Raw genomic sequence first — 26,668 nt, forward strand, 5'->3', positions numbered from 1 at the left:
TTTTAGTATTACGTTTAAGTTACCTTTAAGCCACAATTATTCTGTTATTTTTTATAAACGATAGGTATTCCTTTCCCGGTGATGCCTTCCGCCTCCACGGAAATGACGGTCTGTTTGCTGTTGTTGAAGAGCCGTACGGTGGCTTCCCCTTTCTCGTCGAACTTGACTTCCGGTATCCAGAGTAGTGTACGTCGGTAGTCCTTGGTGTCAGGCAGAGGTTTCCGGCTGTAATCGGGGCTGTAGAAATCCTCACAGACAGCATAGCCTTGCAAGCGGTATCGGCGGTCGCGACATGCCGGGAAGTATTGGCCGTCGGGGTAGAGGCGGTAGTCGATGATGACTTCCGGTTGGTTGTCCTGTTTGTATTTCCAACTGCCTTGTTCTCGGGGTACGTAATCGGTATAGATATAGAATTTGTCCAACCAACTCAGATAACTGTATTTCCTGAGCGTCTGATAGCCTCCGATGTTGGGCTTTGGAAGTTCCACTTTGACGGGAGAGATGGCATGTTCGAGAGGCGCTTTTACTAAACGGTACCAGTTTTTTGTTTTTTGAGTATTCCCGTCATACCTTTTCTCACGGTAGTATTGCCTGTGCATATTCATGTCTCCCACGTATAATGCTGCTAATAGATGGTACACAGAATCCCCCATGTAGTAAAATGGCCGGTCGCTCATTCCATAGTCAGCCATCAGGTTATAAGCCTCGTATGCATCGATTACGACAGCCGGTTTGGTGGGGTCGTAATGGCGTAGCCCGCCCCTTTTGGCCTGTACGGTGACGGCAGGCATATATCTGTTGGTGAAGGATGCGCGTACGATGCTGTCTTCTCCTTCAAAATGTGGCATGTCTTTTCTGGTGGCATCCTGATAATAATTGTATGGCTTGGCAAAGTGCGGGTAGAAAAGGTCCATTTTCACGTAATAGTCCGGCCAAGCTTCCTCGTCGGTAAAGTCCTTTTGCCGACTTCTGGTGATGTAGTCAGTTCCTTTGTCCTGTCTTGCGGCACTGAGGAAGAGCATGTATTCCCCGTAGATTTTTGGCGTTTGCATGTAAAAAGTTCCGTTTCTTGTAGGCTGTTTGAGTTCAATCGTTTTTCCGTTTTGTACAAACATGGCCCATACATTCACTTCCCTTTTGAGGTTGCTGGCTTTTTTGAAATCCACATTCCATTTTTCGGCATGGTTGACACATCCGGCGACGGTCTGGAACTTTTCCGGTAACCAGTTAGGGGTGAATGGTTCGATGTCGGCCATCTTTCTCCATTCGTATCTTCTCCAGCCCTGTACCATCATGAGTAGGTCGAGTGCCTGGAGATGAATGCTGTCGTCGCTTTCGAAATAAAATCCAGGGTTTTCCACGAATCCCCTGATTTCACTGGCGAGCAGCATTTCCGTGAGCATGGTGCCATTGTCGTATGTGGGTTCTTCCGTAGCCCGGTCACGTATGGAGAGCGACACGCTTCGTCCTTGTTTGTTCGTGTCCGTAAGTTTCAGGCGTAAGGTGATGGAGTCGAATGGCTCATACTGTTTTCCCGTTCCGGAAATGGTTATTTGTGGCTTGTCATAGTCGTGGAGGTTTACGAAGAATAGCCGGTCCGCATAGATTCTTCCCTCGCTGTTGAATATTATAAGTTGGTTTACTCCGGTGGAAAGTGTCCGGAGCGGGATTTTTACGGTATCGTATTTTCCTTTTATGTTTTTCTTTAATGGGAGGTAGAACTTGGAGACTCCTTGATGCATGACATGCAGTGCAATATTCCGTTCTATTCCTACGGCTTGTATGGAGGCTTCGACTGTGGAGTCGGTTTGTGTGACAGACAGGGCGCAGCCGTTTTTTTCTACTTCCGGTAACTTTTCGGAGAATTTCACCCCCTTTAATGTGAATGTGGCCTTGTATTTTCCTTCGGGAGATATGTCTTTCAGGATGAATGAGGCCCTTCCTCTCTTGTCGGTTTGGCATTCGCTGACTTTCTCCCCGTCTTGGTCTGTGATGGTGATGTCAATGTGTTCCAAATGTTTGCCTTCTTCGTCATTCAGTTCCAAGGCAACCCGCCCGGTTGTATTTTGCACAAGGTGTCCTCCCTCCGGATAAAAGCGTAGGACAGCGGTCGGTTTCAGTTTCCGTGCCTTGTAATATCTTCTCATGGGTCTTAGGGTCATTTCTTTGGTGTAACGTCCTTCTTCTTTAGGTTTGTTATAAACGGGGAACACCCGGGAATACAGCTTTTCATAATCCCTTATATAGTCATCTTTCATTTTACGGCTATAAAAGCCATGGCTTTTACGTGAAATGTGAGGGTATTCACATTGCCCGAAGTTGAGCATCCATCGGGTATAGGCACGTAGTTCATAGTAGCCTGCATAAAGTGAATCTTTGAGAATGAACATTCCGGATGCTGTGCCGCTTGTCATTTCGAGTTGTTGTCGTTCTACGGAGTACCCATCAGGAGTAAGCAATTCCACATATAGTATTTTGCTTAAATCCGTGAGTGTTCCTTTATCGCTTCGTGTGACATATCCTTTATACCAAATTGTGTCTCCTAAGAAATAGCAGGTATTATCGAGGTGAAGGTACACCTTTTCCTGTGGCAACCCGATGCCGAACCCTTGTACTTTACGGTAAAGGGAATCGGTGTTGGCCTTTGTTATTTTGCTTGATATAAATATGCAAAGAAAGACAAATAAAATTTTGTATAGAATATTGTTCATTATATTTTCTCTAAAGTTAAGAATAAGACTCTTTGTTCCCTTCTCTCGATTAAGAAAAGAACAAATAGTCTCATTCTGACTATGATACTTATATTGCTGTACTTGTATCCACTGTGACATTATCTGACGCTAATTCTATTTTGATTTCTTCTCCAAATTGAGTCCTTTTTATTTCATATTTAGTAACATTACATGAATATGAAACTCCGATTCTATCTTTGCTAATCCACCTTGTACTTGTGGTTTCACCACTTTTTCCATAACTGGTATCGTAGGTATCGTATGGTAATTTTAAGCTACCATAAACACTTACGGTTGGATCTTTATTTGGGTCATTTTTGTCTTTTGTAACCGTTACTTTTAGTGTGAGCCAAAAACTGGTACCTACAGCAGCCACAAATTGACTAAGGTCAATGCCGTCAGTGGACATTTCTGGAACACGTTTGAGAACTCTTGTTCTTGGCATTTGCTTTGTCTTATAAATCTTGGAAGTAGCAGTAGAATCTACCACCTCCAATGGTTGAGCAACAACTTGTTTGATTACGGCAAATTCAATAAAATTTTGTTCCATTTCTTTCATGGAAGGTAAAGGGAACTGGGAACTCGTGATGAATTTTATATTCGGCACTCCGTACTTTTCTGCCATGGCACGCAGCGTGGCGATTTCTTCTGCCGAATAGCGGAAGGTGGCTTTCCCGTTTTCCATTTCGTCTTGGGTGCAACTCCAAATGATAAGTCCACCCAATGCCACGGCAATCATGGCCATGAAAACTTTTACTTTATTCATGATGATTTGATTTAATAGATTAACACGAAAGTTTTGTTACTACTCTTTATTTGAAGCCGACAACCTCCCATTGTCGTAGCCTCCTTGTTGCTGTTTAAACCATTGGCGTTTGTTTTTAAATATTCGAACGATTTTAATTCTCACATCGCAAAGTTAAGCATGTTTTTGAGTGAAATCCAAATAATTTAGTTCGCAAATGGTTCGATTTTCATCACTTTTTTTAAGTGCTATATCTTTGATATTCTATGACTTGTAAAATCACTACATGAAAATTTGTTCGACTCCTGTTCGATGCTTCTGTTTAAAGGCTAATTTTTAGCATTGATTTTGGCTTCAAGGCGTTTCCGCCTGCTTGAAATGGTACTTTTGCTCCGGCTGAACATTTCGGCAATGTCCGACGTGCGTATGTTCAGGTGGAAGAGGCAGCAATAGGCCGTTTCTTCAATGGTAAGGTCCGGAATGAGTTGTTGCAACCCGGTGGCAAAATTATTGAAACAGTAATCCATCTCTTTCAGGAATTTCACTTGCTGTCCCGCATCGGACATCAGGTTCGTGTAGTCTTTGGGTTGCGGGGCATGCGGGTTGTCTGCCGAAGGGATTTTCCGACCGACTTCCATGTCGTACAGATGAAGGCTTCTGATCTGTAGTTCCTGTTGGTGCCATTCTTTTTCCTTTTCTTCTATTTGCAGGCGTAATGATTCATCGTTTCCTTTTTGTGCCTCCAAGTACCGGATGGTTTCTTCTTTTTGTTTTAAAATGAGCCGGATACGGTCGATTGCATGTTTGTTACGGTAAGTGGACGCAACGAAGACTGCACCGCAGACCAGTAAGGAAAATAGGGTCAGGGATATGAACAAGATATTCCTTTCCCTTTCAGCGAATGCGTCCCGTTCGGCAATCAGTTGTTTTTTTTCGCGTTCGGCTTCGTCCGTGAAATGCCTGAAGCGTGTTTTCCAATAACGGTTGCAGTTTTCTATGTAGGTTGTGAGGTAGGGATTCGTGACCGTGTCCCTTTCTTTATATAAGGCCAGGAGGCCGAGCGCGAGAATGCGGCGCTCCATGTCGGGAGATGCTGCTGTTCCGGCCAATCGCCTGTAAATCGTGTCGGGAATCTCTTGTCGGGTATGCCATGCATAAGCGGAAAAAACTATTGCAGCTTCTTCGCTTTGTCCTCGCGTCAAAGTATCCGGGAAATTTTTTCCGGATGCGATGTCCTGTGCCCGAAGGGCGTGGGTATATGCTTTCCCGTACATCCCGTTTTCAAGGTATATGAGGGTAAGCGGACGATAGGCCATGTAGGCGGCCGTGTCGAGCCGGTGCTTTCGTGCAAAGCGCAGGACGGCTTCAAGGTCACGGCGTGCATCTTCCAAAAAGTTCTTGCGTTTCCATATTTCCCCTTGCCCATACATGGCTTTCCACCAATAAGACAGGCTGTCTTCTATGGTATGGCATGACGTGGCGGCCAGTTGGTAATGGAAAATGGCATCGTTCAGGTTGCCTGCTTGTTGGAGGCGGACAGCCTCTTCGTATACTTTTTGCACGTAAGGGGTGGATGGATTCCGCTTGCAGGCCGGTAAGAGGAATACCGCAAGGGCGAGGAGTGTCTTGATGGAAATATTCATGGCTGTAATGTCTTTAAAAGGAAGCGGGCAGCATGCCGTGTCGGTACGGCAGTCCCTTTGTAGATAAGTTTGCCTCCCCAGAGGATGCAGATGTAATCGTCGTATGTACGGGCATCCAGGGAGGACGCTTGTAGTTGGTTCTCGTCAATGAAATGCAGCGGCATTTTCAAGTGGAGGGTTTCGTAGTTTCGGATGAAAACGGCCTTGCCGGACGGTGCACCAGTGATGCCGAGGATGGAAAAATCCACAGGATAGCTACGGAACTGTGCGGCTAAGCCTTCAAATTTCTTGCTTGTCCAAACGTCGGGGTGGCGTGAGACTAAACAGACTTGGATGCGGGGCGACATATTGCCTTGTTTTTCCTTTGTGCCGAGCATGACGGTTGGGAGCGTTTTTTCCAATGTTCCGGTGAAGGTCCCATATTGGAATTTATGGTAAAGGAGCGGGTCCAAGTAGAATCCCCCGAAAAACAGGGTGGAGCATAAAATGCAGAATGCAACTCCCCCTTTTAGGAAATTGTCTTGAACTTGGCAGAATACGGCTGCGGGCAACAGGCATAGGGCGTAAACGGCATAGGTGGAGAGAGTACCGCCACTGTTGAGAAGGAAATCATCCCAACCGGTACCGGAACACACGTCCGGGACAAAGAGCAAGATGAGCATGCCTGGATAAGTTACCCCGAGAATATGCCACACGGTGATGTCTGGAGGAGAAAAGGCATGCCAAAGGATGAAGAACACACAATAGAGCGCAGCACTAATGATGACAAAATGGGCATATTCCAAATGCGGGCAGAAGAAAAAGGCGGCCATGAAGATGGCATGCAGGAGTGTGGGTATCTGGAACAAGAAAGCCAAGTTTCTTGTCCGGGTTCCCCCTTTTGATGCGGCAATCCCGATAATGAACATGGGCAGGAAAAGCCATACGTTGCCGCCCAGTTCCGGTTCGTGTAGGAACGGAAGGTTCAGGAGTAGGTATGCGGCGACCGTACAAGCGGTGTAGGCCGAAAGGTATCGGACGGTTTGTCGGGTTGGCTTTTTCATTCCGGTGATGGGTTTAGGTTAATAGTCCGAGGCGGTTTCGGATATGTTTTGCCTCACACGTGGGAATTTGTTGGGGGACGAACGACGGTTGTGGGTCTTGATTTTACGGGCAAAATAGAGGTATAGGTCTTCCGATATGTTGATTTCTTTGCCGGATTCTATGGACAGCGTCAAATGTTGTCCCGCGGCTTTGATGTACGGCTCGATTCGTTTCTCGGCTTCTTTCAAGATTTCGAGATTCTTCGTCTTATCTTTGGCGCACTTCGGGACGATGAGCGAAAGGTAAGGCGCGGTAGATGGGAGTGCCTGATGTTGCATGCCGGTGGCTGTTTCCGGCATGCATCCCATGAGGGCGGTGCAACAGGTGGCAAGGATAAGTGCAGTAGTCATTCGTTTCATAAGGCTTTTCGTTTTTAATGTCGTATGTCTGTCTTGAACTTCTTGATTTCGGATAATATGCGGCGCACTTCGGGAGAGTCTATTTTTATGGGCTTCCGGAGTATGCATTCGGCGGTTTGCGCCATGCTTGCCGTGTCGCTTTCCTCCTGATGGATTTTGAAAAGTTCATAAGGTGGGGTGAAACGGTTGGGGCACATGAGAGCGGCTTGCCTTAGATAGCGCTTGGCCTCTTCATAGCGTTTCAGCCGCTTGCAGTTGTCTGCCTGTAAGAGTTGGGTATAGTAGTCGGCCATCAAGGATTCGCATTCCTGTCCGATGCGGTAGCTTTCAGCATGGTGTCCGGCTACGTTCAGTTCAGCGGCATAATTGTAAAGGAATAGCGGGTTTTTGTTTAATTCTTCGTAAAGTTCTCGGTAGGTGGGAAGCATTTTGTCCGTCAGGCCGCAAAGCGAGCGGTTGGCTGTGTCGCACCAACGTATTTCTGAACGTATTCGGAAAATATCCCGTAAAGAAATGAGGGTGGCAGTTAGGACACATGCGGACAGTACGGCTTGTCGTGACTTGTGCCACACTACAGGGTAGGCATTGTGCAACAAGAGGAAAATAGAAACGGCACAGAAGAACCATGTATGGGGATAACGGAATGGATAGGAAAACAGGGAGAATACCGCGATGGACAAAAGGCAAAGTATGGCATCTGACGAACTTCCGTGCGGGTGTCTCCTCCATGCAAGGCATATTGTCCATATCACGGCACAGAGAAAGAACGCTCCGACGAGGCCATAAGATACACACAACCCGAGGTATTCATTGAACGGGGATTTCACGTCATCGGCCAACCGGCTGTACGGACTTTCCGGGTGTAGGCGGAAGAAATCGGCTTGTTGGTGCATGTAGTTGGCCTCGAAACCTCCATTGCCGTGTCCGGTCAGGGGGCTCTCCTTGATGAGTTCCCAAGTGCACTGCCATATCAGGAGCCGTCCGTCGGCAGAATCTTTCTTGTAATGGTAAAGGAAAACGATGGCTGCGACGAAGCCCGCCACCATGCCCCAAAAGAGGGCTTTACGCATACCTGTCCGTTTTATCGGGAAAAAGACAAGGAAGACGGTGCAGGCACTAAGCATTCCTGCTCGGGATTCGGAAACCATGATGGTACCCGTGAAAAGAACGGCACTTGTCCAAGCGGCAATACGCTGCCATTGGTTGCCTGAACGGGTAAGAATGAGGCTGAAAGGCAGGGAAAAGGCAAGCGCGGAAGATAACCCTGCCGGGTTGTCAAAACTCCCACATACCGGTAAGGTTGTGGCGGGAAGGTAAATTCCGAACTTTTGCAACAGTCCATATAGGGCTTGAGATGAAGCGCACAGCATGACTGCCCACGACACGGTGATGAAAGGTAGCGTGGGATGGGATTGGTGGAATGCCCTACCTGTACTTATGAAAAAGAAAAGGGTGGTCCTTCACAGGCACACCCTTTTTTCGGACACAACTTTTGTGATTAGGGAAAATAGTTGATTGATAACGAGTTAGTAAATGACACAAGTACGGATTTATCCGTATAAACATTATTTCGCTAAGGAAACTACTCTTTTCATGTAGGTTTCTATGTAGGTTAATTAATACCAATTGATTCCTACTAATGCGAATTAATAATAAGTCATTAACTAACTCGTTATCAGTCTATGTACACGATTAACATCAGGGGTAAGCAGAACCCGAAAGACACCAAGATGGTCAAGCTGGAGATAATTTTCTTCAAGACCGGTTACGCCCGTGTGCCGAAGGTTATAAACATCACAGGGCTATTAAAAGACTGGGATGTCAAGTCTCAGAGTTTCCGTGTAGGGAGTGCGGAGGCCACTACCAAGAACAAACTGCTTTTCGATTTGCGAACCAAATATCTGCATGTCGCCGATACCTGGGAGATGGAAGGCAGGAACTGGTCGCCCGTCCAGCTATCACATTGCTTCGATGAAATCAAGGCGGCCAAACCCGAGGTCAAAGTAAAGAGTGTCCAGCAGATGATCGATTATCTTGAAGAGACATTCAAAAACAAGAAACGCATCAAGAACGGTCAGATTGTCGACAGCACGACCAATGCTAAACGGTATGTCTATCTCAAGCGTGAACTGCAGGCGTTTACAAAGGAAAAATATGAAAAAGCCTTTTCCTCTTATTTCTTTACGGATATTACAGAAGAGTTTCTTCTTGACTTTGCGTTTTGGCTTAAAGAAAGAGGTATCAGAAATGGCAACAAGGCCGGACTTACACACAAACTAAGGTTGCTCCGTGCCGTATGCAGGCAGGCAGAAAAGAAAGAGATGTACGGGGTGAATATGGATAACTTCCTCTGTCTCGGTGATGATATTAATTGGCCGGAAACCACTTCAAGAGCAGTTCCGGAAACAGTCATAGCTAAAATCGCAAATGTTGACCGTACCTTGTTTACGAAAAAAGAGCAGTTGCATCTTGATTTGTTCCTGTTCAGCTACTATACCGGAGGTATGGCGAATGTCGATGTATGTAACCTGACATGGGATTTGGTCCAGGAAGACCGCATCGTCTATGAACGTATCAAGTTTCCCAAAACAGCCAAACCGGAATTACTCAGTAAAGCAAAAGCCATCATGAATAAATACCGTGGGCAAAGTTATGGAAATTATGTATTTCCTGTTTTTACTCATAAACACACGACCACTTCCAAGAAGACTACACGTGTCAAGCAAATTTCCACACGCCTTTCACAAACCTTGACGAAAGCATGCAAGATGTTGCGCATTAAAGAAAACATCACATGGTATTCCGCCCGTGGCTCTTTCATATCGAAGATGGTAGATGCCGGTAATAATCCGTATGTGGTTGCAGAGATGGCTGGTAACAGCCCATTGACCATCTATAAGCATTACTACAAGAATACAAAGCGGGAAGAAATCAAGCGGCAGATGGAAGAAATGTTCTGACCAGACATATCCATAAAGTTGTAAACACCTTGATAATTTCTCTGATGGATAAATCATACGGTGTAATGACTGTTAAAAGTCATTGATTACCAATGTGATATTTACTATATTTACAGAATCGCTCTTATTTTCGATTATTTTCACTACCTTTGTAGTCAATAACTTAAATAGAATTTATATGAAAGAATTGGTTTCAAAAATACAGGAAGTATATGCTACATTCTCCACGGATGCGGCACTTCAGATTGAAAAAGGCAACAAGGCCGCAGGGACCCGTGCCCGTAAGACTTCGTTGGAACTGGAAAAACTGATGAAAGAGTTTCGTAAGGTTTCCTTGGAAGAGTCTAAGAAATAACCTTTACACGTCCGGTCGTTATCACATAATGGCCGGTTCTTCTGCAGATGCGGCATAAAAACCATATTGGCAGAACGACATAATAAAATACGGAAAGCGTTAGCTTTTGTCATGCACCGAAATCTGGTAAATTTCACTTATCCGCAGGACAAACAGTTTTCGCCTATGCTTTTGCGTGGGCTTAACTTGTTTGCGGATAGGTTTACCAGAACCTCGGTGCTACGGGTTATGTCCCACGCTTTTTGGTCTTGGTACATTGAATGCTTGACGGGACTCAAGCCAAATACGGAGATATTATGAACGACATGAATCTGATGGATGAACTTTTGAAAATTCCTGCTGATGCAACTGCCGCCACCGTACAAGGCATAGAAATGCTTCTTATCGATGAAAACAAGGCGGGGGCTTTATTGGAGTCGGATCCTAATGACAACACCATCCACGAATGCCTTTTAAGCAACGGCCGTTTCCTGTTCCAATCGGACAATGCCAACCTCGTTGCCCTGTATAAAGTAACAGGATCATCTGAATAACGCTCCTGTTGCATATAATCACCTTATTTGTCTGATTTCATCCTTCCTGCAAAGGCTTTTGACGGCTTGAATGCCGGGATATTGTGGGCAGGCACTATCACCGTGGTATTCCTGCTTATGTTGCGTGCTGTCTTTTCCGCACGGTGCTTGATGATGAAACTGCCGAAGCCGCGAAGATAAACCTCCTCGCCGTTTATCATGGAAGACTTTACGCTATCCATGAATCCTTCGACAACTTGTAACACGACCTGCTTCTCCAGACCGGTCTGCGTTGCTATTTCCCTGACGATATCCGCTTTTGTCATATTAACTCTTGATTAAATACTGTCAATCCGTTCACAAAGATACATCATTTCCTGAAATATCCTCCTTTTACAAACACATATAATAAACATTAGCCGGCGTCCGTCTCTACTCTTTCGATACAAATAGTATCGAAGTATGAAGCTGACACTCAACCGCAAATTCAAAGGTCAGACCTATACCATAGGTGACCTGTCCATCGACGGCAAATTTTTCTGTAATACCATCGAAGATGCCGTGAGGGAACTTCCGGCAACCTGTCCGGATACTCCTCGCGGCCGTTCCTGTACCTGCAAGGAAAAGGTCTATGCCAAGACTGCCATTCCTGCCGGGACTTATAAAGTCACTCTTCAGTACAGTCCCAGGTACAAGAAGAAAATGCCATATCTGCATGATGTGCCGCATTTCCTCGGCATCCTGATCCATTCCGGCAATACCGAAGTCGATTCCGCCGGTTGTATCATCGTGGGAAAGAATACGGTCAAGGGAAAAGTTTTGGAATCCCGTACTACATTCCAAAAACTGTATGCTATACTCGAGTCCGAAAGGGACATAACCATTCAGATTGTATAAATCTAATGGCGGTCAACAGGCTCAAACCACCCAGAAACCTGCGCATCGAGTTCAAACCGTCCCCACGGCAGTATGAACTCTGGAAACTGTTGCAACCGAACTATTGTCCCCATTGTGGCGGGGAGATCGAGCAAATCCTTATCGGCTATGACCAGCAAGGCAACCCTCAGTACAGGCCCCAATGCAGGCATTGCAAGTCGCAGAACCTGCCGCAGCTGATACTGGGAGGCGGAGCGGCCGGCGGCGGAAAATCGTATATCGGCAGCGTTTGGCTGGTGTCTTCATGTATCCGGTTCGAGAATATCCGTGCGGTGGTGGCCCGTAAGACACTCAAGTCGTTGAAGGAATCGACATGGAATACCATCAAGTCGATTCTGAAGGATTGGGGACTGAAAGAGGATACAAACTACAAGATAAACAACCTCGAAGGCACGCTCACATTCTGGAATGACTCGGTCATCATCATGAAGGAGATGGCGGATATCCCCAGCGACCCCAACTTCGAGCGTTTCGGCTCTTCGGAATACACCATCGCCATGGTGGACGAGGTGTCGGAAATCTCGGAACGGGCCGTCGAAGTGCTGTTCTCCCGTCTCCGCTGGAGAACCCATGAGACATTCAAGACTCCGAGAATGCTGCTCACCACCAATCCGACGATTAACTGGGTGCGTTCCCGCTTCGTGCAGGACGAAAACGGAGACAAGGTCATCTGCCGCGAGGGTGAAGCGTATATACCTTTTTCCGTGTTTGACAACCCGAATATCGCTTTCCGTCAGGTGTACGAGGCGGCCCTGAACAAGATCCGGGATCAGGCGACAAAGGAACGCCTGCTCTATGGCAACTGGGATTTCGTGGAAGCCAACGATATGGCGATTTATAACAGTTTCGACGGCTCCCGGCATCTCGTTACCGGACTGAAAGAAAAAGCATACGATCCGACCAAGCCGCTCATCACGGTGTGGGACTTCAATGTTGCCCCCCAAATGTCGGTGCTCTCCGCACAAATAGACTATGAAAACAGGAAGGTCTATATACTGGAAGAGATACTCGGCAAGCCGGAGGAAAAGGAGAACAACACACCTGCGTTGGCACGGAAAGTACGCTTAAAACTTTACCGGGACAAGCATATCGGCGGAGTGGATGTGACCGGTGACCCTTCCGGGTTACAACGCTCCACCACCAACGAGGACGGCATCAACAACTATACCATCATCACGGACACTTTCGGCAGAGGAATCCTGCGACCGAAGGTAAAGCTGTTACGCAAGCAGCCTCCGCAGGCTACACGGTGCGAGTTCGTCAACGAGGTATTCGGGGGCTATGAAGGCTGGGAGATACAAATCGATATCAAATGTCGCAAACTTACCCAGGATCTGATTTACCAGCTTCGTAACGAGGACGGTACCAAGAGCAAACAGAAGACCACCGACCCGAAAACCGGTGTCAAATATGAACGGTACGGGCACTTGTCCGACTGCCTTGACTACCTGCTCTGTTACTACCTGCGCGACAGCTGGTACAAGTTCAAGAGCGGAGGCGACGGGAACGGGTATGTGGTCTCCACATCGGTAATTCAGGAAGGATTTTCATACTAATAACGGAACAAGGATATGTACAGACGGTTTCTCAATAATGACGACTATCTTGGGATAATTACTCCGGAAGCACTAGCACAACTCACGCGGGGCAATGATGCACGATTCATCCAGGCGGAAGAATCGGCGGAGATGAGCATTGTGGAATATTTGTCGGAGAACTACGAGATTGAAAAGGAACTTGCAAAAGGAAAATATATCGCCGAATACGACCGTCGAATTACCTATCCCGTGGGTGTGCATGTCTATTTCGAGGGACAAATCCATGAGGTGACACGCTCCGTCAGCGGCTATCGCAAGCCGGCAACGGCAATCTATTGGGAAGAGTGTTCCGATATCCACGTCGATGCGGGACAAGTTGTAAATTATTCCCAGTTCAACACCTATTATCCGGGTGATAAAGTAAACTACAACGGTGTTGTCTATATTTGCCTTGCCGAAAACGGGTACAAGTTCGATGATATCCGTATCCCGATGGTCGGCGGTTGGATCGAGACGGAAGTCACGTTATGGCAGCCTGTCGAGTATCCTCTGTGGTCAGTCGTTGAATATGAAGGGGCGTTCTATACTTTGATGACGCTTGACTGTTTCGATTGCAATCTTGACCCTATGGTGTCCGACTGTTGGGGAGCCATAGCCGATTACGATTCATCATACAATGCCTACGAATTGTCGGAACACGAATATGTAGTTTATGACGGACGGGTATTTTACCCGGAAACGGATGTGAACGCGGACACGCCGCAAGTCGGTCTAAACCTATCATTACACGATCCACGAAACTACAACCTCAAGAAGCATATGGTTCGATTGGCTATCTACGAGCTCACGAAACTCATTGCCCCGAATAATGTCAGTGTTGTCCGTATGCGCGATTACGAGGATAGCATGAAATGGCTTAATGATGCCGCCAAATTGCGACTTAATCCACAAATCCCCCGTAAAGTCGATGACACGAAAAAGCCGGTTACCGATTGGCAACTGGCTACTTTCCAAACAGATTATGACCCGTATCGAAACCCGTGGCTGACCTAAATAACAGTAAATACCGCTACCGGATTTGTTGTCGTAGTCTTTACCATGAACAAGAAACGAAATTACTGCTTGTTTGTTAGTTCCGTTTCCACAAGAGCCCCCCTGATCGGGTGGCAAGTTCCTTGTAATATGCCGCCAAAAGAAGATATAAATTTGGCCTTTTAGAATAATCCAATCTGCTATATTCCTTACTGCCTTTGCGGTATTTAATGATCTCAAGACATTGAATAATTACTTACTTGTTTTTGTGCCCGTTGGATTTAGGTTTGAATAAGGCATGAAGTCTTATCACGCACACCAACAATGTTTCATAATCAACATGAAAGTAGAGGCGTTCATCTTTCAGACTACATTGAAAGTGAATCCGATAGCGGCATGAAACGGTTCTCCCTACAGGACGGGCAGATGAGCAACTGCATGCTCTCTGCCCGTTTTCTATGGTACAAGGCAATTATAATAAAGCCATTTTTATTTTTCCCTGAAAAAAGTGTCGGTTATTTCATTGCAGAACAAAACATTTTTCTAATTTTGTATTTGAAGAAGTATTCACTCTAATAAACTGATATGTATGACAATGGATACATTGTAAAATGTCGCTCGATTTTAACAAATGATATTTGTTTGAGCGAAGCTTCGCATAAAGCGGACGTTTTTCTTGTGTGCATTAGTTACCTTACATATTCCCTTAAAAAGTGTATTGATAATTTGGCAGTGTGGAAAATTCGTGTAAACACACACACACACAATTATCGCGCGTCAATATATAATAAAACATTTAATTTACAATGGATTACCGGAATCAATTATCCGGGGTTATCCTTGTCTTACGACAAAAGTTCCTATAAATACTCATCCTCTGCCATATTGTCTCAAAAAAGGCAGGATATTTTTATGGTCCGACGGTACTGGGGAGCGTTCTCTGCGCCCGAATATCGTCGGTTTTTTGTTTCCACCCATAACAGTCTGAAATCTCTTTTAGTGTTTAAGTATCTATGATTGGAATATATGGAAATAAACAAACCATGCCTGAATCCCAGAAAAAAGAACTTTTCTCCGCAGGTATTACCTATATGGTAAGTGGCGAATATGCCTTTGCCTTCTCCTGTTTCACGCAGGCAGGAAAGTCTGACCTGCCGACACTTTACAACAAGGCGTTATGCTGCTACTACCTTTCTCTGTATAATGACTGCCGTTCCCTGCTGTTGGAAGCGGAGAGGCTGCTGCCACCGTTAACGGAACGTCTGCCGGAAAACCTGCCGGAAGCCGTCCTCCGCTGGGAATACGAAAAAAGCCCTGCCGGTTGTCCCATGCCGGAGGATGCTCCCGATAACCTCGCCGCCGTACAACTGTTGAGGCTGAAAGCGAAAGTGTCGGCCAGACTGCACCTGCACACGGAGGTGCGGACTATCCACGCCCGTTTGGGCAATAAATATCAACACATTGAAGAACTGATAAAAAACATACAACCATGAAATACAGTGACATATACAGGCTTTACTCGACAAGTCAGCCGAAGGATGCAATTCATCAGGCGCTCCGGGAAGTGTCCGTCGATGACAGCGACGAACAGTACGAAGACCGTTCTCCGTTGCATCTTGCCTGCCAGTATGGAGACACGGAGGGGGTCAAGATACTTCTTGAACGTGATGCCGAACCCAACACGAAGGATGCAAACGGTTCCACCCCGATTCATATCCTCGGCAGAACCAGTGCCGGCTGTGCAGATGAAGACAAACTGAAAGAAATAGCCGTCGTGCTCATGGAACATGGAGCGAATATACCGCGTTCGGCTAAGAATACGACGGCCCTTATCGAGTGCGTAAGGAACCGTCATTTCAAGATGGCGGAAGCGATCATAAATTCCGGAACACGCGTCAACTCAACCGACCTTAACGGCGAGAACGTGCTTTTCGGTTTTTGTGCCGCTTCAGGCGACATCAGAAGGGATATCCGGTTCGCGAAAAAGGAACTGGACGAATCCGTACAATACAGTTACCCCGAAAACAAGATAGAGGAAATCAGGAGCAGGATTGCAAGGCTGGAGGATGATGGCGAAGCCGCCTACCGACTTGCCAGAAGGCTTGTTGAAGAAGACAAGGTCGATCCGGAAGACAAGTCAAACAGTGGAAAGACAGCCTGGGATGCCGCCATAGAGAACAAGGCGATGAAGATCGCGGCCTTCCTTTCCGGAAGCGACCCCGATGTTGACGAACTTTCGGCCTTGCACGGCAACATGGACATATTCCAGGCTATGTACATGAAGGATATGGAGGCGCTGGATGCCATTCTGCGTTCGGGTGCAGACCTGCAGACGGTGTGCGAGCACAAGGATATGTATGACTTTGAAGGCAAGTCGCCCCTCGCTTGTGCGTTCAGCTGGTTTGACAGCATACAGGATGCTCCGGCCATGATTCTGAACGGCGGAGCGAATCCGAATTACCGTTTCCCGAATGAAGAAACGGCTTTTTCGGTATGGGTGAGCAAGGACTATTTCTGCAAGGATACCGAGGTTTACAAGGGGCTGCTTGACCTGATGAAGAAAAAAGGCTGGAATCCCGAGCTTCCTGTTGATGCAGAAGGCAACACGGCACTTGCCCTTTCCTGCCGCCATACCGGCTACAGGTTGGGTAAAACGGCATTCGGTTGGCTGCTCAAGGGAAAGGCCGACCCCAACGCCGCCAATCTTTCCGGCCAAACTCCCATGATGATGCTCTTCGGTGGTCATAAGGCGAACGAAAAATATGTGCCTTACGGCTGGTCAGCCGGTTCTGACGACCCCACGGAAATCCTCGAAAAGCTTCTCGAAGCCGGAGCTGACGTGAACAAGACGGACAACCGGGGAAACACCCTCCTGCATTATGTGGCGGCATGTTGTCGTGACAGCATGGCACAGAAAGCGATTGAACTCCTGCTGGACTTCAAGCTGCCTGACGTAAATGCCGTAAACAATGAAGGCAAAACGGCCATGGACGTGGCGGCAGACTACAACAATGACAATCTCGTAAGACTATTATTGAAATATTCTTAAACAAAGATATATGGACAACAACCAGACATTTCTCAATGCTTGCCGAAACGGGCAGAAAAGCATTGTCCAGATATTCCTGAAAAAGGGAGGAATTGACATCAACAAAAGGGATCAGGAAGGAAACACTGCTCTTTATTATGCCTGTCAGAAAGGTTACAGGGACATAGTGGCTCTGCTTCTTGACAACGATGCCGACGCGTCATGTATCAACAACCGTTCCGAAAGCCCGCTCCACGCGGCGGCACGGAGCGGCAACAAGGAAATCCTCGGGAAGCTGCTCCAGAAGGGGGCCGACATCAACGTGACGGACAATGAAGGACAAACCCCGCTAATATGCCTGCTTGACAACAAGCGTACAGATGCCGCCCTTTTCCTGATGGATCAGGGAGCCGATACGGAGGTCGCCGATGCCTCCGGCCACAAGGCCATCGACTATGCCACAGCCCACGGGCTGCGGGAAGTGGTCGCCCGACTCTCGTGCGGGAATGACCGGGATGCACGTGGCAACACCCCGCTTCATCAGGCCGTGTATAACGGACAGGGTGAAATTGTCCGCACGCTGCTCCTGTCAGACAAGTCCATGCTTGACTCGACGAATGACGGCGGAGAGACTCCGCTGATACTCGCCTGTATGCAGGGGAATCTTGTCATGGTCAACCTTCTTCTCGGGGCCGGAGCCGATCCCGGCAAAGCTATGCTGAGCGGCAATGCCCCGATACATTACGCGGCCATTTCAGGTAACCGCTTTATAGGCGAGGCTCTGCTGAAGGCCAAAGCTGCGGTTGACGCACAGAATGACAACGGGGAAACCCCGCTTATTCTTGCAGCCAAGGAGGGCCACAACGATTTTGTGTCCGTCCTGCTTGAATTTCACGCGAATGTTAGCATCTCAGACAACCTCCAGCACACCGCCCTGTACTATGCAGGAGAGCGCGGCTTCAACGAAATCGTGGAAAAACTTCTTGAAAACGGAGCGGAATAAACAGGTAAGATATTCATTAACAAATTTAATATTAGAAAGATATGGCAGAAGAAACCAAGAAGACACCTCAGACACCCGAGGAAATCGCAAGAGAAGCACAGGCTCAGGCCATGAAAGCAGCACTGGAACAGGCGCAAGCCTTGTATGGCAACATACCCGGATTTGAAGGCACCGACCTGATGAAGATGCATGAAAAGCTGATGCAGGACTCGGCCGAGATGTTCCCGGGAGTTGCGGAGGCACAGGCATACCAGGCAAAGATGATGGCAGAATCCGCCCAGGATCCCGAGGCGATAATGGAGACCTACAGCAAAAACATCGAGTTCGCAGGGAACATGATGCAGCAGGCAATGAATGCCGGATTCATGCCGGAAGGTTTACCGGATTTCTCGGACGGTTTTGACGTATATGCAGGTTGGGAAATCACCCGCAAGGGCGACAACAGCCTGACACCTGAACAGAACAAACTTCTGGCTTATGGGGCACCTCTGTTCCTATACAACGATGACAACGTGGACTCCCTTGAAAGTACAGCAGGCACGGACACCCTTAAGGAAATGCTTGAGGAATGGTGGGAAGTTACTGACAGGAAGAGTGCCCTGGAGACCATCTCATGGCTGCTGAACGAAGGCCAACATGCCGGTGCGGATCCGGCCTTGGCTGAAATCCGCCAGCGTGGAATCGAGGCCATCACCGAGGAAGAAAAGGCGGACGAGGACAGCAAGATCGGCGATGCGTTCACGATAGCTGAATTTGTAATGGGAGTAAATGAAACGACGGAAGCGGACCTGCCCGAAACCGTGCTGGCATGGGACCTTGTACGTGCCGTGAACATGGCCCGTTGGGCTTTCATCTGCGGCTACATCAATGAAGACGAAATGTGGGAAGCCATCAGAACCACTGCCGGCATAGCCAAGGAATCCTTCAGTTCATGGGAAGAATACGGCAACAGCTTTGCCGTGGGACGCGGAATATGGAGAGGCGAAACAGATGACTACGAGACTGCGGATGAAGTCGTGGGAGCGCTTCTCAATAAAGAAGATTCCCCTTGGAAGGCAATCGAATGGTAGAATCCAAAAAAAATAGAATCAACAATATCTTAAAAGTTTTACGATTATGGCACTTTTCAAAAATGCAGCAACAGAATGGGAGAAAACCATGACAGAGAATGATCTTGACCAAATGGAAGCACAAGGTCTTGACGTAAGTAAATACAGGGAGAAACTGGCCGCACGGCGTGCAAAGGAGGCCGAAGAAGCCAAGCGAGACAGGGAACTGTACAAGAACCCGACACAGCTTGACAAGATGAAACCGTACATGCAGACGCCACGCAGTTCTGAGACCGAGTTCTTCAAGAAACTTGCAGGAAAGGCACCATGGCTGGGCAAAAGCAAGTGGTTGAGAAAATTCACGGAAGGATATATCGTTTACGCGGGGATTGTCAGTGCCCCGGCAGAGGCGTGGAAAGGCGTGAAGCACAAGGACGACTCTTTCCATGGTATTGGCATATACGCACTGGACAAGGGACACATGAACGATATGGAATGGCTGAAGAGAGTGATGGAAAAGCTGCGCAACATGTGTGAAGGCAGGCAGCCGGTAGCTCCCGGATGTGAGGGCGTAGTCAGTCTTGCCAAGGAGGAGGACTGCTGGTCAACCGTGAAACTGAGTGGTGAAATCGTGGAAGGCGCCGATGTGGAAGTAAGGAAACTTGTCCTTTATTACAAGGAACTTCCCCAAGGCTATCTTCCTTCAGACGGCATCGTCCCCCACTTCTACTGGGAAGGGACAATCAGAGTCATACCGGCTGAATTGTATGTCTAAATCCATCTGAAAATATGATTATAGCCGTTATATGTATTATCGTGGTACTGCTCATAATTATTTTATGGGCAGTATTCACTAACAACAGCCTTATTGCAAAGAAGAACCGGGTCAAGCAATGCAGAAGTGGTATCTGCGTGGTCCTCAAACAGAGGAATGACCTGATCCCCAATCTTGTCGCATCCGTAAAGGCATACATGGGGCACGAGAATGAGATTCTCATCCGCATTGCCGATTTGCGGTCAAGGGCTTCGAACGCTACAGAGTCCGAGCAGATAAAAAGCGGTACGGAAATGTCCTCGCTTCTGTCAAGACTGAATGTGGCGGTGGAAGACTACCCGGAGCTGAAGGCGAACCAGCAGTTCCTTCATCTTCAGGTCCAGATCGAGGACATGGAGAATGAGCTGCAGGCAATCCGGCGCACCTACAATGCCGCTGCTACCGATTACAACAATTACATTGAAATGTTTCCGTCGTCGATAATCGCATCCTGGCGCAAGCATGAGCAGCAGGAGTTGATAGAGTTCCCGGAAAGTGAGATCAAGGAAGTGAAAGTGGGAGAATTATTCAAGTAAAGCATGGAAGAAAGTCAGAATATAGATTTCAAGGGCATTTCCCTTCACATGAAGAAAGAGATGTCCCGTATCAGGATGCTCCGGATTGTGTTCCGCATCCTGACCTCCATTGTCTATCTGTGTACCGTCGTGTGGTTCGGTTTCTGTATCTTCGGCGGATTCCTCGTGGACCGTACTGACTATGAGACTTCCGTCACCACGGGAAAATACCTCATGATAGGCTTTGCCGTATTTTTTGTACTTCATTTCGCATTCATGAAATGTTTTGCCGCGCTGAACAAGAGGGAAACCTACACGATGGCCCACATCATCTACCTGCTGTTCCCGGGAGCAAGGTACAATCCTTCCGGTTCCATACAGCCGAAAGTCTTTGCGGACAGCCGCCTGTTCGGAACGGCATTGTCATCGGGCAATTCGGTAAGTTCGACCTGTTACGGCCGTCTTGACATTCCCGTCGGAAATGACATGATGACTGTCGTGGATGCCGGTGTGACTTCAGCCAATTCGAAAGATTTCTCGGCCTTCAACTTCCTTGAAGTGCCGTACCAGTATTTTATCCGTCCGATATTCGGAGTCAGGATAGAGAGCACGATGCACAGTTTCAGGGGCATGTTCGGGTGCTGCAAGCTGAACCGCACCTTCAGGGGCTACGTGATGCTGCTGCCCGACCATCTGGAAAACAAAATCGGCTACCTGGCGCAAACAATCCAGGGAATGAAGGAAAAGTACGGGGCAAAATTCGTACATTTGGAAGACCCGGAGTTCGAGAGGCATTTTGCCGTGTACGCGGATGACGAGGTGGAAGCCCGCATGGTGCTCACCCCGGCGATGATGCGGAAGCTGACCGCCCTGCGGAAATCCTTCAGCCGTGACCTGATGCTCTCCTTCAACGGGAACATGTTCTACTACGCATCCGACACTCCGGACGGTTTCTTACGTCCCGGCAGGAAGTCGCTGGATGACGAACATCTGCTGGAACAACTGTACAGGGAGGTGAACTTCTGTCTCACTGTAGAAAATGGAATCAAATAATCAACAATAATCGAAAACGAATAAAAAGAATTACAACATGAGCGAACTTAAAAATCTGTCAGCCATTCTTGAAGGAGGTGCTGTTCCAGCCAGTTATAACGGGAAAGCAATCGGCAAATTGTCTAAGACATACCTCAAACTGGAAAACCGCAAAGTAGTAAACCTCTATCCCATCAGAACCGTGATGCACGAAGACAGCCGCTATTGCCTGTATGCCTGCCCGTTGAAAGGGACTGAAATTGACGAGGCCACCCTTCAGAGCATCAAGGCTGAAGTGGATACGCTGGAAATCGGTGAAATCCGTTATGATTCCGTACAGTCCTGTGGCTATGACTATTACATAGTAGATCCTGATACAGGCCGTCATATACTGACAGGACAACGGGATATGGATTCGGTAATGGAAATAAGCGATCATTATGACGGCGTCATCCTGTTCAGCAAATCGGTATTCTCGCCAAGAAAGGCCAATCAGCTTGATTGTGCCTATGCCTTGATCGGCATTGAAAAACAGCCCAACGAGTTCAAGATAGAGGCTATTCCTAATAGCGCGATAGGCCAAGCACCTACGATACTGGAATTTGAAGCTCCGCAGGAATCGCCTGCTGTCGAAAAATACAGGTCGGCCATGACGGTCCTGTCCATAATCATCACCGCGGCTCTGCTTATCTGGTACTTTTTCATAAAATAATATCACCGAACGAATAACTTCACTAATATCCGAATATGGCTACATTCAATTATTCTTCCAAATCGTCCATCAAGGACAATCTGACTGAAATCCTTGTCGGTGCCGGACTGATAATAGTACCGGTAGTTTATCCTTTCGGTATAAAAGTCGGTACACTTCGCATCCTCGGACCGTTACCAACAGCCATCATCCTTGCCCTTGTCGGACTGTACATGCTGTTCAGAGCCTGGCGGAAGATACATAAGGCCCGCAAGTTGGCTGCCAAAAGCTGTATCATCACGGTTGACGGCGATAAGGTGACATACCCGGTCATCGTGAAAGGAAATGTTGAGATGCGTTCTTTTACATTGTCGGAAATATCCAGTTCAAACTACAATTACGACAATGGTATTCTGACAATCACCCTCGCCAACGGCTCAACGGCCAAATTTGACGTTGATTTCTTTGACGGACTGCCACAGCTTAAAGAATTTGCGGCGCTCTTGAAAAAATAAACCGGTGAGATATGGAATGGTTGGATAAAATAAAGGATTTTCCGAATCTGATACAGCAGGAACCCCGCTACGGCTATCTGGTCGTGGCGGGCCTGCTTCTGATATGGCTTGTCGGTGTCATCTGTGGCTGGAAGTGGACGTATTCCCGTCCGGGTAGTACAGGAGGTAACTTCTGGATGAATCTGCTCGGTCCGAAAACTTTCCGGTTCTGGCTGGGAGTGATTCTTGCCGTCGGGATAGGACTGTCTCTGTACCTGTTCTCTATTTCCGGCAAATAGCTGAGTGCTCTTTCCCGGATGCCACCTGTAAACTTAAAAAGTGATTGAGTATGAAAACAATTCCAATTATAACCTTCTTCCTGTGCACGGTGATGTATGCCCATGCACAGCTTAACATCGTTCCCAAGAACGATGGACTGAAAGAGTACACGGTGACAAATGCCCACCCCTATGACAGCCTGACGAACGTGGAGAAGCGGAGTTTCACTTCCCTTCCGGGACAGACCCTGTACATGCATGGGGTAAAAAATGACAGGAACGGCTACTGGGATGCTTTCTACACGGTCAATTTCCTTACCGGGGATGACCGAACGGTGTACAAGGCGGTCAACATCAGTACCACCCCTTCTAAAGAGGTAGTGGGGAAATATTACGAGGTAGTGAAGGTCTGGACAAAGACAGACTACCTGTCGGCTGGATGCTGCCTGCTGCTCCGTGAAAAAGAAAGCGGTGATGAGATGTATTACAACCCATTCAGGTATCCGCTGAGCATGACCTGTATAGGGTATTATGAGAAACTGAAACGCTTTGTCGGACAGACATTCCTGTCACTTGCCAAGGCCGTCGAGACCGAGGACGGTCAGGTAATCACCCCGGCTGAAGGTGCGGAGTACCGTTGTGTGGACATCGGCCTGAAGATGAACAGTGACGGGGCGTTTCTGCTGATGGAAGGTGCTGACGGTGTCCGTGTGGAAGCATTTCCTATAGGCGGTGACGAGGTGTACGAGTTTGTAAGCACGGCACGTATCGGCCAGCTGGAAAAACGGTACGGCGAGAAATACGGGAAGCTGATTGCCTTCCGCAAGGTCGATACCGGCATGACGAGGGAAATGGTCATCGCCGCGTGGGGCGAACCATACCACAAATCGGAAGTCAAGAAGGAAGGCAGGACTCTGGAGACATTGCGCTTTTCCGACAACCGCTATGTTGAACTGCTTGACGGGGAAGTACAGTATGTGCGCATCTATTGAACGGAGCGCAACCTTTATCTGTAAAGTCACAGGCAGGGCCTGCATTTATCGTATATTAACAGATGAAAGTACCAAGGAATCAGGGTAAAATACCTATCTTGCGCAAGAATCTTCAATAATTGACGACTCAAAAAGAAAGAACTATATGGAAAAGGATAATATCAAAGGATGCTTTGTCTCGTCCGTGTTGCTTTCACAAAATCAATGGGACAAGAAACAGTTCATCCATGACTTCGAGGAAGACTGGGGAATCGTCCTTACCGATGACGACGACAACGGGGACGTACTTGTCGGAATGTTCAGCGGCATGACATTGGCAATAGCCATCATGCCCGGTCCCGTACCCAACGGAGAAGCGGAACACTATGCACAGGGCAACTACCTGTGGAAAGATGCAACAGAAGTGGCACGACAACACGAGGCACATATCCTCGTATCCGTGACCGGAGACCAATCCAACCTGCTGGAGAGAGCCAAACTGTTCACCAGAGCCACGTCTTCCTGCCTGAAACAGTCCTACGCTACAGCGGTATATACCGACGGTATGGTGTTCCAACCCGAATTTTACAGGGATATGGCCGCACTCCTGCAAGAAGATGAACTGCCCGTCATGGACTGGATATGGTTCGGCATCTACCGCACACAGAAAGGAATCCCCGGCATCTATACCTACGGACTGAGAAAATTCGGGAAAGAGGAAATCGAAGTGTATGCCCCTGCCGATCTGAGTGACATCCGTGATTTCCTAATGGACATCGTGCATTATATCCTGTCGGATGATGTCACCTTGCAGGACGGGGAAACCATAGGATTCTCCGAAGAACAGAAACTTGCCATCACGCTTAGCGAAGGCATCGCTTTGGACGGCATGACATTGAAACTTGAATATCCGGACGAATGAGAAAGGTAAAGGGAAACATAAGAAAAATGCTTGCGGCCATCGTTCTCACGCTGCTGTGTTGTTCTGCCTTCGCACAGCGGATCGTGGAATCCGGTGACTTGCGAACCACCACGGACGAACAGCATGGAACAGTCGTCCATTATCTGAAGGGCGGAAAACGTCCGCTATCGGGCAAATTCCGTATCTTGCGGGGGCAGGATGAGGAAATAGTGCATTTTTCCAAAGGGGTTATGCAGGGCGAGTACAGGCGTTTCCGCAACGGCAGCCTGCGGGAAAAGGGCAAGTATACCGACGGCAGACGGCATGGTCTGTTCGTTTCCTATCATCAGGACGGAAAGACACCGCAACGGGAAGCACCCATGCAGTACGGGAAGATAGACGGTACGGTAAGGACATGGTTCAGCGACGGGAAGCCGGACATGGTTCAGGAATATAGGCAGGGCAAGCGGAACGGCAAGGAACAACGCTTTGACCCGAAAAGCGGCAAGCAGATCTACGAGGCAAACTATACCGACGACCGGAAAGAGGGAAAACAATGGAAAATCAGCGAGGATACCACCGAGAGATGGGTCAGCAAAACCGTCAGCCACTATAAGAACGGCGAACTGGACGGCCCCTACGAATACACGGCCCACCTACATGGCAAGCTGTACGCCTACAAATCCGGCTCGTACAAGAACGGCTACAAGCACGGTTCGTGGAAAGAAATCGACCGGGACGATATCGCAGTCCAAGGCGAATACACCGAGGGACGCGAGACGGGACACTGGATACGATATGATATCATAAGCGGAGAAATCCTGAACGAGTGGGACCGGTAAAATTTAAAAAACATGGAAATATATACTCCAAAACCCAAAATCAAACTTTCTCCTGTGGTAAGAAACGGGAGAGAATTTGTCGAAGTGACTTTCGGTAATGACAATGACATCCGCTTGTCGCTGTCGAAGGAAGAAAACGTACTGCTTGTCGGTGGCAGGGCTTATCTGCCGGCAGAGAATTTCGTGCTTGCCGAGTTCTTCGACCGCTATGTGAAAATGGCGTTTATAGACTATTCCGCCATCAAGGAAACCGCACCCCGTAAAGAGGAAGACAAACGGCCGCCACTGCCGGAAGGTTATCTGGAAAAACTCCAGCAAGTGCGTTACAGTGACCATACCGTAAGGGTATATACCTCCTATTTCCGCGATTTCCAACAATATTTCGAGGGGCGTAAGATTGAAACGGTTACTCCCGGCGAGATAAACGACTACCTGCTGTATCTCATCCATGAGAAAAACATATCCTCCTGCCAGCAAAACCAGCGTATCAACGCCATCAAGTTCTATTACGAGAAAGTTCTCGGTCAGGAACGGCGGTGTTACAAGGTGAACCGTGCCAAACGGGAGAAGACGCTGCCCGACGTGTTGAGCAAGGAGGAAATAAAGAAAATACTCGACGTGACAGTGACAGACCTGCGTTTCTTCTGTATGTTCTCCATACTCTACTCCGCAGGGTTGCGCATCAGCGAACTGCTGGAACTGAAACCCGGCGACATCAACGACCCCCGCTCCCTGATACGGGTGCGTCAGGGAAAGGGCAAGAAGGACCGCTACACCCTGCTGTCAAAACCGTTGATGAAAAAGCTGACGGAATATAACAGACTATACAAACCGAAAGTGTGGCTCTTTGAACACAGACCGGGCGAACCTTTCACCGAGAGTATCGTGTCGAAACGGTTGAAGGCTGCGGCTCGGGAAGCGGGAATCACGAAACGGATTTATCCGCACCTGCTGCGCCATTCGTTCGCCACCCACTTGCTGGAGCAAGGAACCGACATCAAAATTGTGAAAGAGCTTATGGGACATAACAACATCAAGACAACGGAAAGGTATGTCCACATAGCCGACACTTTCAAAAGCAATATCAAAAGCCCGTTGGACGATCTGTTGATGGAGGAAGACGAGGTCTGATACTTAAAGAAAATAACAGCCAAA

Annotated in this window: 27 protein-coding genes; 20 read left to right on the plus strand and 7 right to left on the minus strand. The window is 47.9% G+C overall.

Annotation, left to right across the window (positions count from 1 at the left end; genetic code table 11):
- Positions 1-44 precede the first annotated feature (44 nt).
- The 6 genes from E0E47_RS13945 to E0E47_RS13970 all read right to left on the minus strand — a co-directional run bounded on the left by E0E47_RS13945 (position 45) and on the right by E0E47_RS13970 (position 7,932).
- Positions 45-2,831: a hypothetical protein gene (locus tag E0E47_RS13945; protein WP_008629728.1), complete on the minus strand. Its 2,787-nt coding sequence runs from the start codon at positions 2,829-2,831 to the stop codon at positions 45-47.
- Complete coding sequence (locus E0E47_RS13950; RefSeq protein ID WP_008629730.1) at positions 2,800-3,498, minus strand: hypothetical protein; 699 nt, start codon at positions 3,496-3,498, stop codon at positions 2,800-2,802. The genes E0E47_RS13945 and E0E47_RS13950 overlap by 32 nt, the downstream gene beginning before the upstream one ends.
- Positions 3,499-3,806: 308 nt before the next feature.
- On the minus strand, positions 3,807-5,120 hold the full coding sequence (locus E0E47_RS13955; RefSeq protein ID WP_130894017.1) for a hypothetical protein: 1,314 nt from the start codon (positions 5,118-5,120) through the stop codon (positions 3,807-3,809).
- A complete protein-coding gene (locus tag E0E47_RS13960) occupies positions 5,117-6,163 on the minus strand; it encodes a hypothetical protein (protein WP_130894018.1) in 1,047 nt (348 codons plus the stop codon). Before E0E47_RS13960 ends, E0E47_RS13955 begins: the two co-directional genes overlap by 4 nt.
- 18 nt (positions 6,164-6,181) lie before the next feature.
- Positions 6,182-6,562, minus strand: coding sequence for a hypothetical protein (locus tag E0E47_RS13965; RefSeq protein ID WP_130894019.1), 381 nt, complete (start codon positions 6,560-6,562; stop codon positions 6,182-6,184).
- Positions 6,563-6,576: 14 nt separating this feature from the next.
- A complete protein-coding gene (locus tag E0E47_RS13970) occupies positions 6,577-7,932 on the minus strand; it encodes an O-antigen ligase family protein (RefSeq protein ID WP_477623109.1) in 1,356 nt (451 codons plus the stop codon).
- Positions 7,933-8,244: 312 nt separating this feature from the next.
- Between E0E47_RS13970 and E0E47_RS13975 the strand changes: the two genes are divergently transcribed.
- The 3 genes from E0E47_RS13975 to E0E47_RS13985 all read left to right on the plus strand — a co-directional run bounded on the left by E0E47_RS13975 (position 8,245) and on the right by E0E47_RS13985 (position 10,410).
- A complete protein-coding gene (locus E0E47_RS13975) occupies positions 8,245-9,522 on the plus strand; it encodes a phage integrase SAM-like domain-containing protein (protein ID WP_004293508.1) in 1,278 nt (425 codons plus the stop codon).
- A 178-nt stretch (positions 9,523-9,700) separates the two neighbouring features.
- On the plus strand, positions 9,701-9,877 hold the full coding sequence (locus tag E0E47_RS13980) for a histone H1 (protein ID WP_004293509.1): 177 nt from the start codon (positions 9,701-9,703) through the stop codon (positions 9,875-9,877).
- A 296-nt stretch (positions 9,878-10,173) separates the two neighbouring features.
- Complete coding sequence (locus E0E47_RS13985; RefSeq protein WP_004293510.1) at positions 10,174-10,410, plus strand: hypothetical protein; 237 nt, start codon at positions 10,174-10,176, stop codon at positions 10,408-10,410.
- Positions 10,411-10,433: 23 nt separating this feature from the next.
- Here E0E47_RS13985 and E0E47_RS13990 read toward each other — a convergent pair whose 3' ends face one another.
- The gene (locus tag E0E47_RS13990) at positions 10,434-10,715 is read right to left on the minus strand and encodes an HU family DNA-binding protein (RefSeq protein WP_004293511.1); all 282 of its coding nucleotides are present in this window, start codon (positions 10,713-10,715) and stop codon (positions 10,434-10,436) included.
- Positions 10,716-10,851: 136 nt separating this feature from the next.
- On the opposite strand from E0E47_RS13990, the gene E0E47_RS13995 reads away from it, so the two are divergent.
- The 17 genes from E0E47_RS13995 to E0E47_RS14080 all read left to right on the plus strand — a co-directional run bounded on the left by E0E47_RS13995 (position 10,852) and on the right by E0E47_RS14080 (position 26,644).
- Complete coding sequence (locus E0E47_RS13995) at positions 10,852-11,286, plus strand: DUF5675 family protein (RefSeq protein WP_004293512.1); 435 nt, start codon at positions 10,852-10,854, stop codon at positions 11,284-11,286.
- Positions 11,287-11,291: 5 nt separating this feature from the next.
- Entirely contained in the window at positions 11,292-12,881 is a 1,590-nt protein-coding gene (locus tag E0E47_RS14000) for a phage terminase large subunit (protein ID WP_004303996.1), read from the plus strand.
- A 15-nt stretch (positions 12,882-12,896) separates the two neighbouring features.
- Complete coding sequence (locus E0E47_RS14005; protein ID WP_004328553.1) at positions 12,897-13,916, plus strand: hypothetical protein; 1,020 nt, start codon at positions 12,897-12,899, stop codon at positions 13,914-13,916.
- 1,022 nt (positions 13,917-14,938) lie between these two features.
- Entirely contained in the window at positions 14,939-15,388 is a 450-nt protein-coding gene (locus E0E47_RS14015; RefSeq protein WP_040293443.1) for a hypothetical protein, read from the plus strand.
- The gene (locus tag E0E47_RS14020) at positions 15,385-16,944 is read left to right on the plus strand and encodes an ankyrin repeat domain-containing protein (protein ID WP_087381352.1); all 1,560 of its coding nucleotides are present in this window, start codon (positions 15,385-15,387) and stop codon (positions 16,942-16,944) included. Before E0E47_RS14015 ends, E0E47_RS14020 begins: the two co-directional genes overlap by 4 nt.
- 10 nt (positions 16,945-16,954) lie before the next feature.
- A complete protein-coding gene (locus E0E47_RS14025) occupies positions 16,955-17,926 on the plus strand; it encodes an ankyrin repeat domain-containing protein (RefSeq protein WP_087381353.1) in 972 nt (323 codons plus the stop codon).
- A 41-nt stretch (positions 17,927-17,967) separates the two neighbouring features.
- Positions 17,968-18,996, plus strand: a complete 1,029-nt coding sequence (locus E0E47_RS14030) for a DUF1266 domain-containing protein (RefSeq protein ID WP_087381354.1) — start codon at positions 17,968-17,970, stop codon at positions 18,994-18,996.
- 46 nt (positions 18,997-19,042) lie between these two features.
- Positions 19,043-19,750, plus strand: a complete 708-nt coding sequence (locus E0E47_RS14035; protein WP_004328547.1) for a hypothetical protein — start codon at positions 19,043-19,045, stop codon at positions 19,748-19,750.
- A gap of 14 nt (positions 19,751-19,764) precedes the next feature.
- Positions 19,765-20,325, plus strand: coding sequence for a LemA family protein (locus E0E47_RS14040; protein ID WP_004328546.1), 561 nt, complete (start codon positions 19,765-19,767; stop codon positions 20,323-20,325).
- A gap of 3 nt (positions 20,326-20,328) precedes the next feature.
- A complete protein-coding gene (locus tag E0E47_RS14045; RefSeq protein WP_004328545.1) occupies positions 20,329-21,357 on the plus strand; it encodes a DUF3137 domain-containing protein in 1,029 nt (342 codons plus the stop codon).
- A gap of 37 nt (positions 21,358-21,394) precedes the next feature.
- A complete protein-coding gene (locus E0E47_RS14050) occupies positions 21,395-22,048 on the plus strand; it encodes a hypothetical protein (protein WP_122139595.1) in 654 nt (217 codons plus the stop codon).
- A gap of 35 nt (positions 22,049-22,083) precedes the next feature.
- Complete coding sequence (locus E0E47_RS14055) at positions 22,084-22,542, plus strand: hypothetical protein (RefSeq protein WP_009316593.1); 459 nt, start codon at positions 22,084-22,086, stop codon at positions 22,540-22,542.
- 11 nt (positions 22,543-22,553) lie between these two features.
- Complete coding sequence (locus E0E47_RS14060; RefSeq protein ID WP_004328542.1) at positions 22,554-22,820, plus strand: immunity 17 family protein; 267 nt, start codon at positions 22,554-22,556, stop codon at positions 22,818-22,820.
- A gap of 50 nt (positions 22,821-22,870) precedes the next feature.
- Positions 22,871-23,791 carry a hypothetical protein gene (locus E0E47_RS14065; RefSeq protein ID WP_004328541.1) on the plus strand — a complete coding sequence of 307 codons (921 nt, stop codon included), beginning with the start codon at positions 22,871-22,873 and terminating at the stop codon, positions 23,789-23,791.
- Between the two features lie 145 nt (positions 23,792-23,936).
- Positions 23,937-24,692 (plus strand): DUF4261 domain-containing protein, encoded by a 756-nt coding sequence (locus E0E47_RS14070; protein ID WP_118494620.1) that lies wholly within the window; start codon positions 23,937-23,939, stop codon positions 24,690-24,692.
- Positions 24,689-25,513 (plus strand): toxin-antitoxin system YwqK family antitoxin, encoded by an 825-nt coding sequence (locus E0E47_RS14075; RefSeq protein WP_009316591.1) that lies wholly within the window; start codon positions 24,689-24,691, stop codon positions 25,511-25,513. Before E0E47_RS14070 ends, E0E47_RS14075 begins: the two co-directional genes overlap by 4 nt.
- Before the next feature lie 12 nt (positions 25,514-25,525).
- Positions 25,526-26,644 carry a tyrosine-type recombinase/integrase gene (locus E0E47_RS14080; RefSeq protein ID WP_117722014.1) on the plus strand — a complete coding sequence of 373 codons (1,119 nt, stop codon included), beginning with the start codon at positions 25,526-25,528 and terminating at the stop codon, positions 26,642-26,644.
- The last annotated feature ends 24 nt before the right edge of the window (positions 26,645-26,668 follow it).

The sequence above is a fragment of the Paraprevotella xylaniphila YIT 11841 genome, from assembly GCF_900683745.1.
GTDB lineage: Bacteria > Bacteroidota > Bacteroidia > Bacteroidales > Bacteroidaceae > Paraprevotella > Paraprevotella xylaniphila.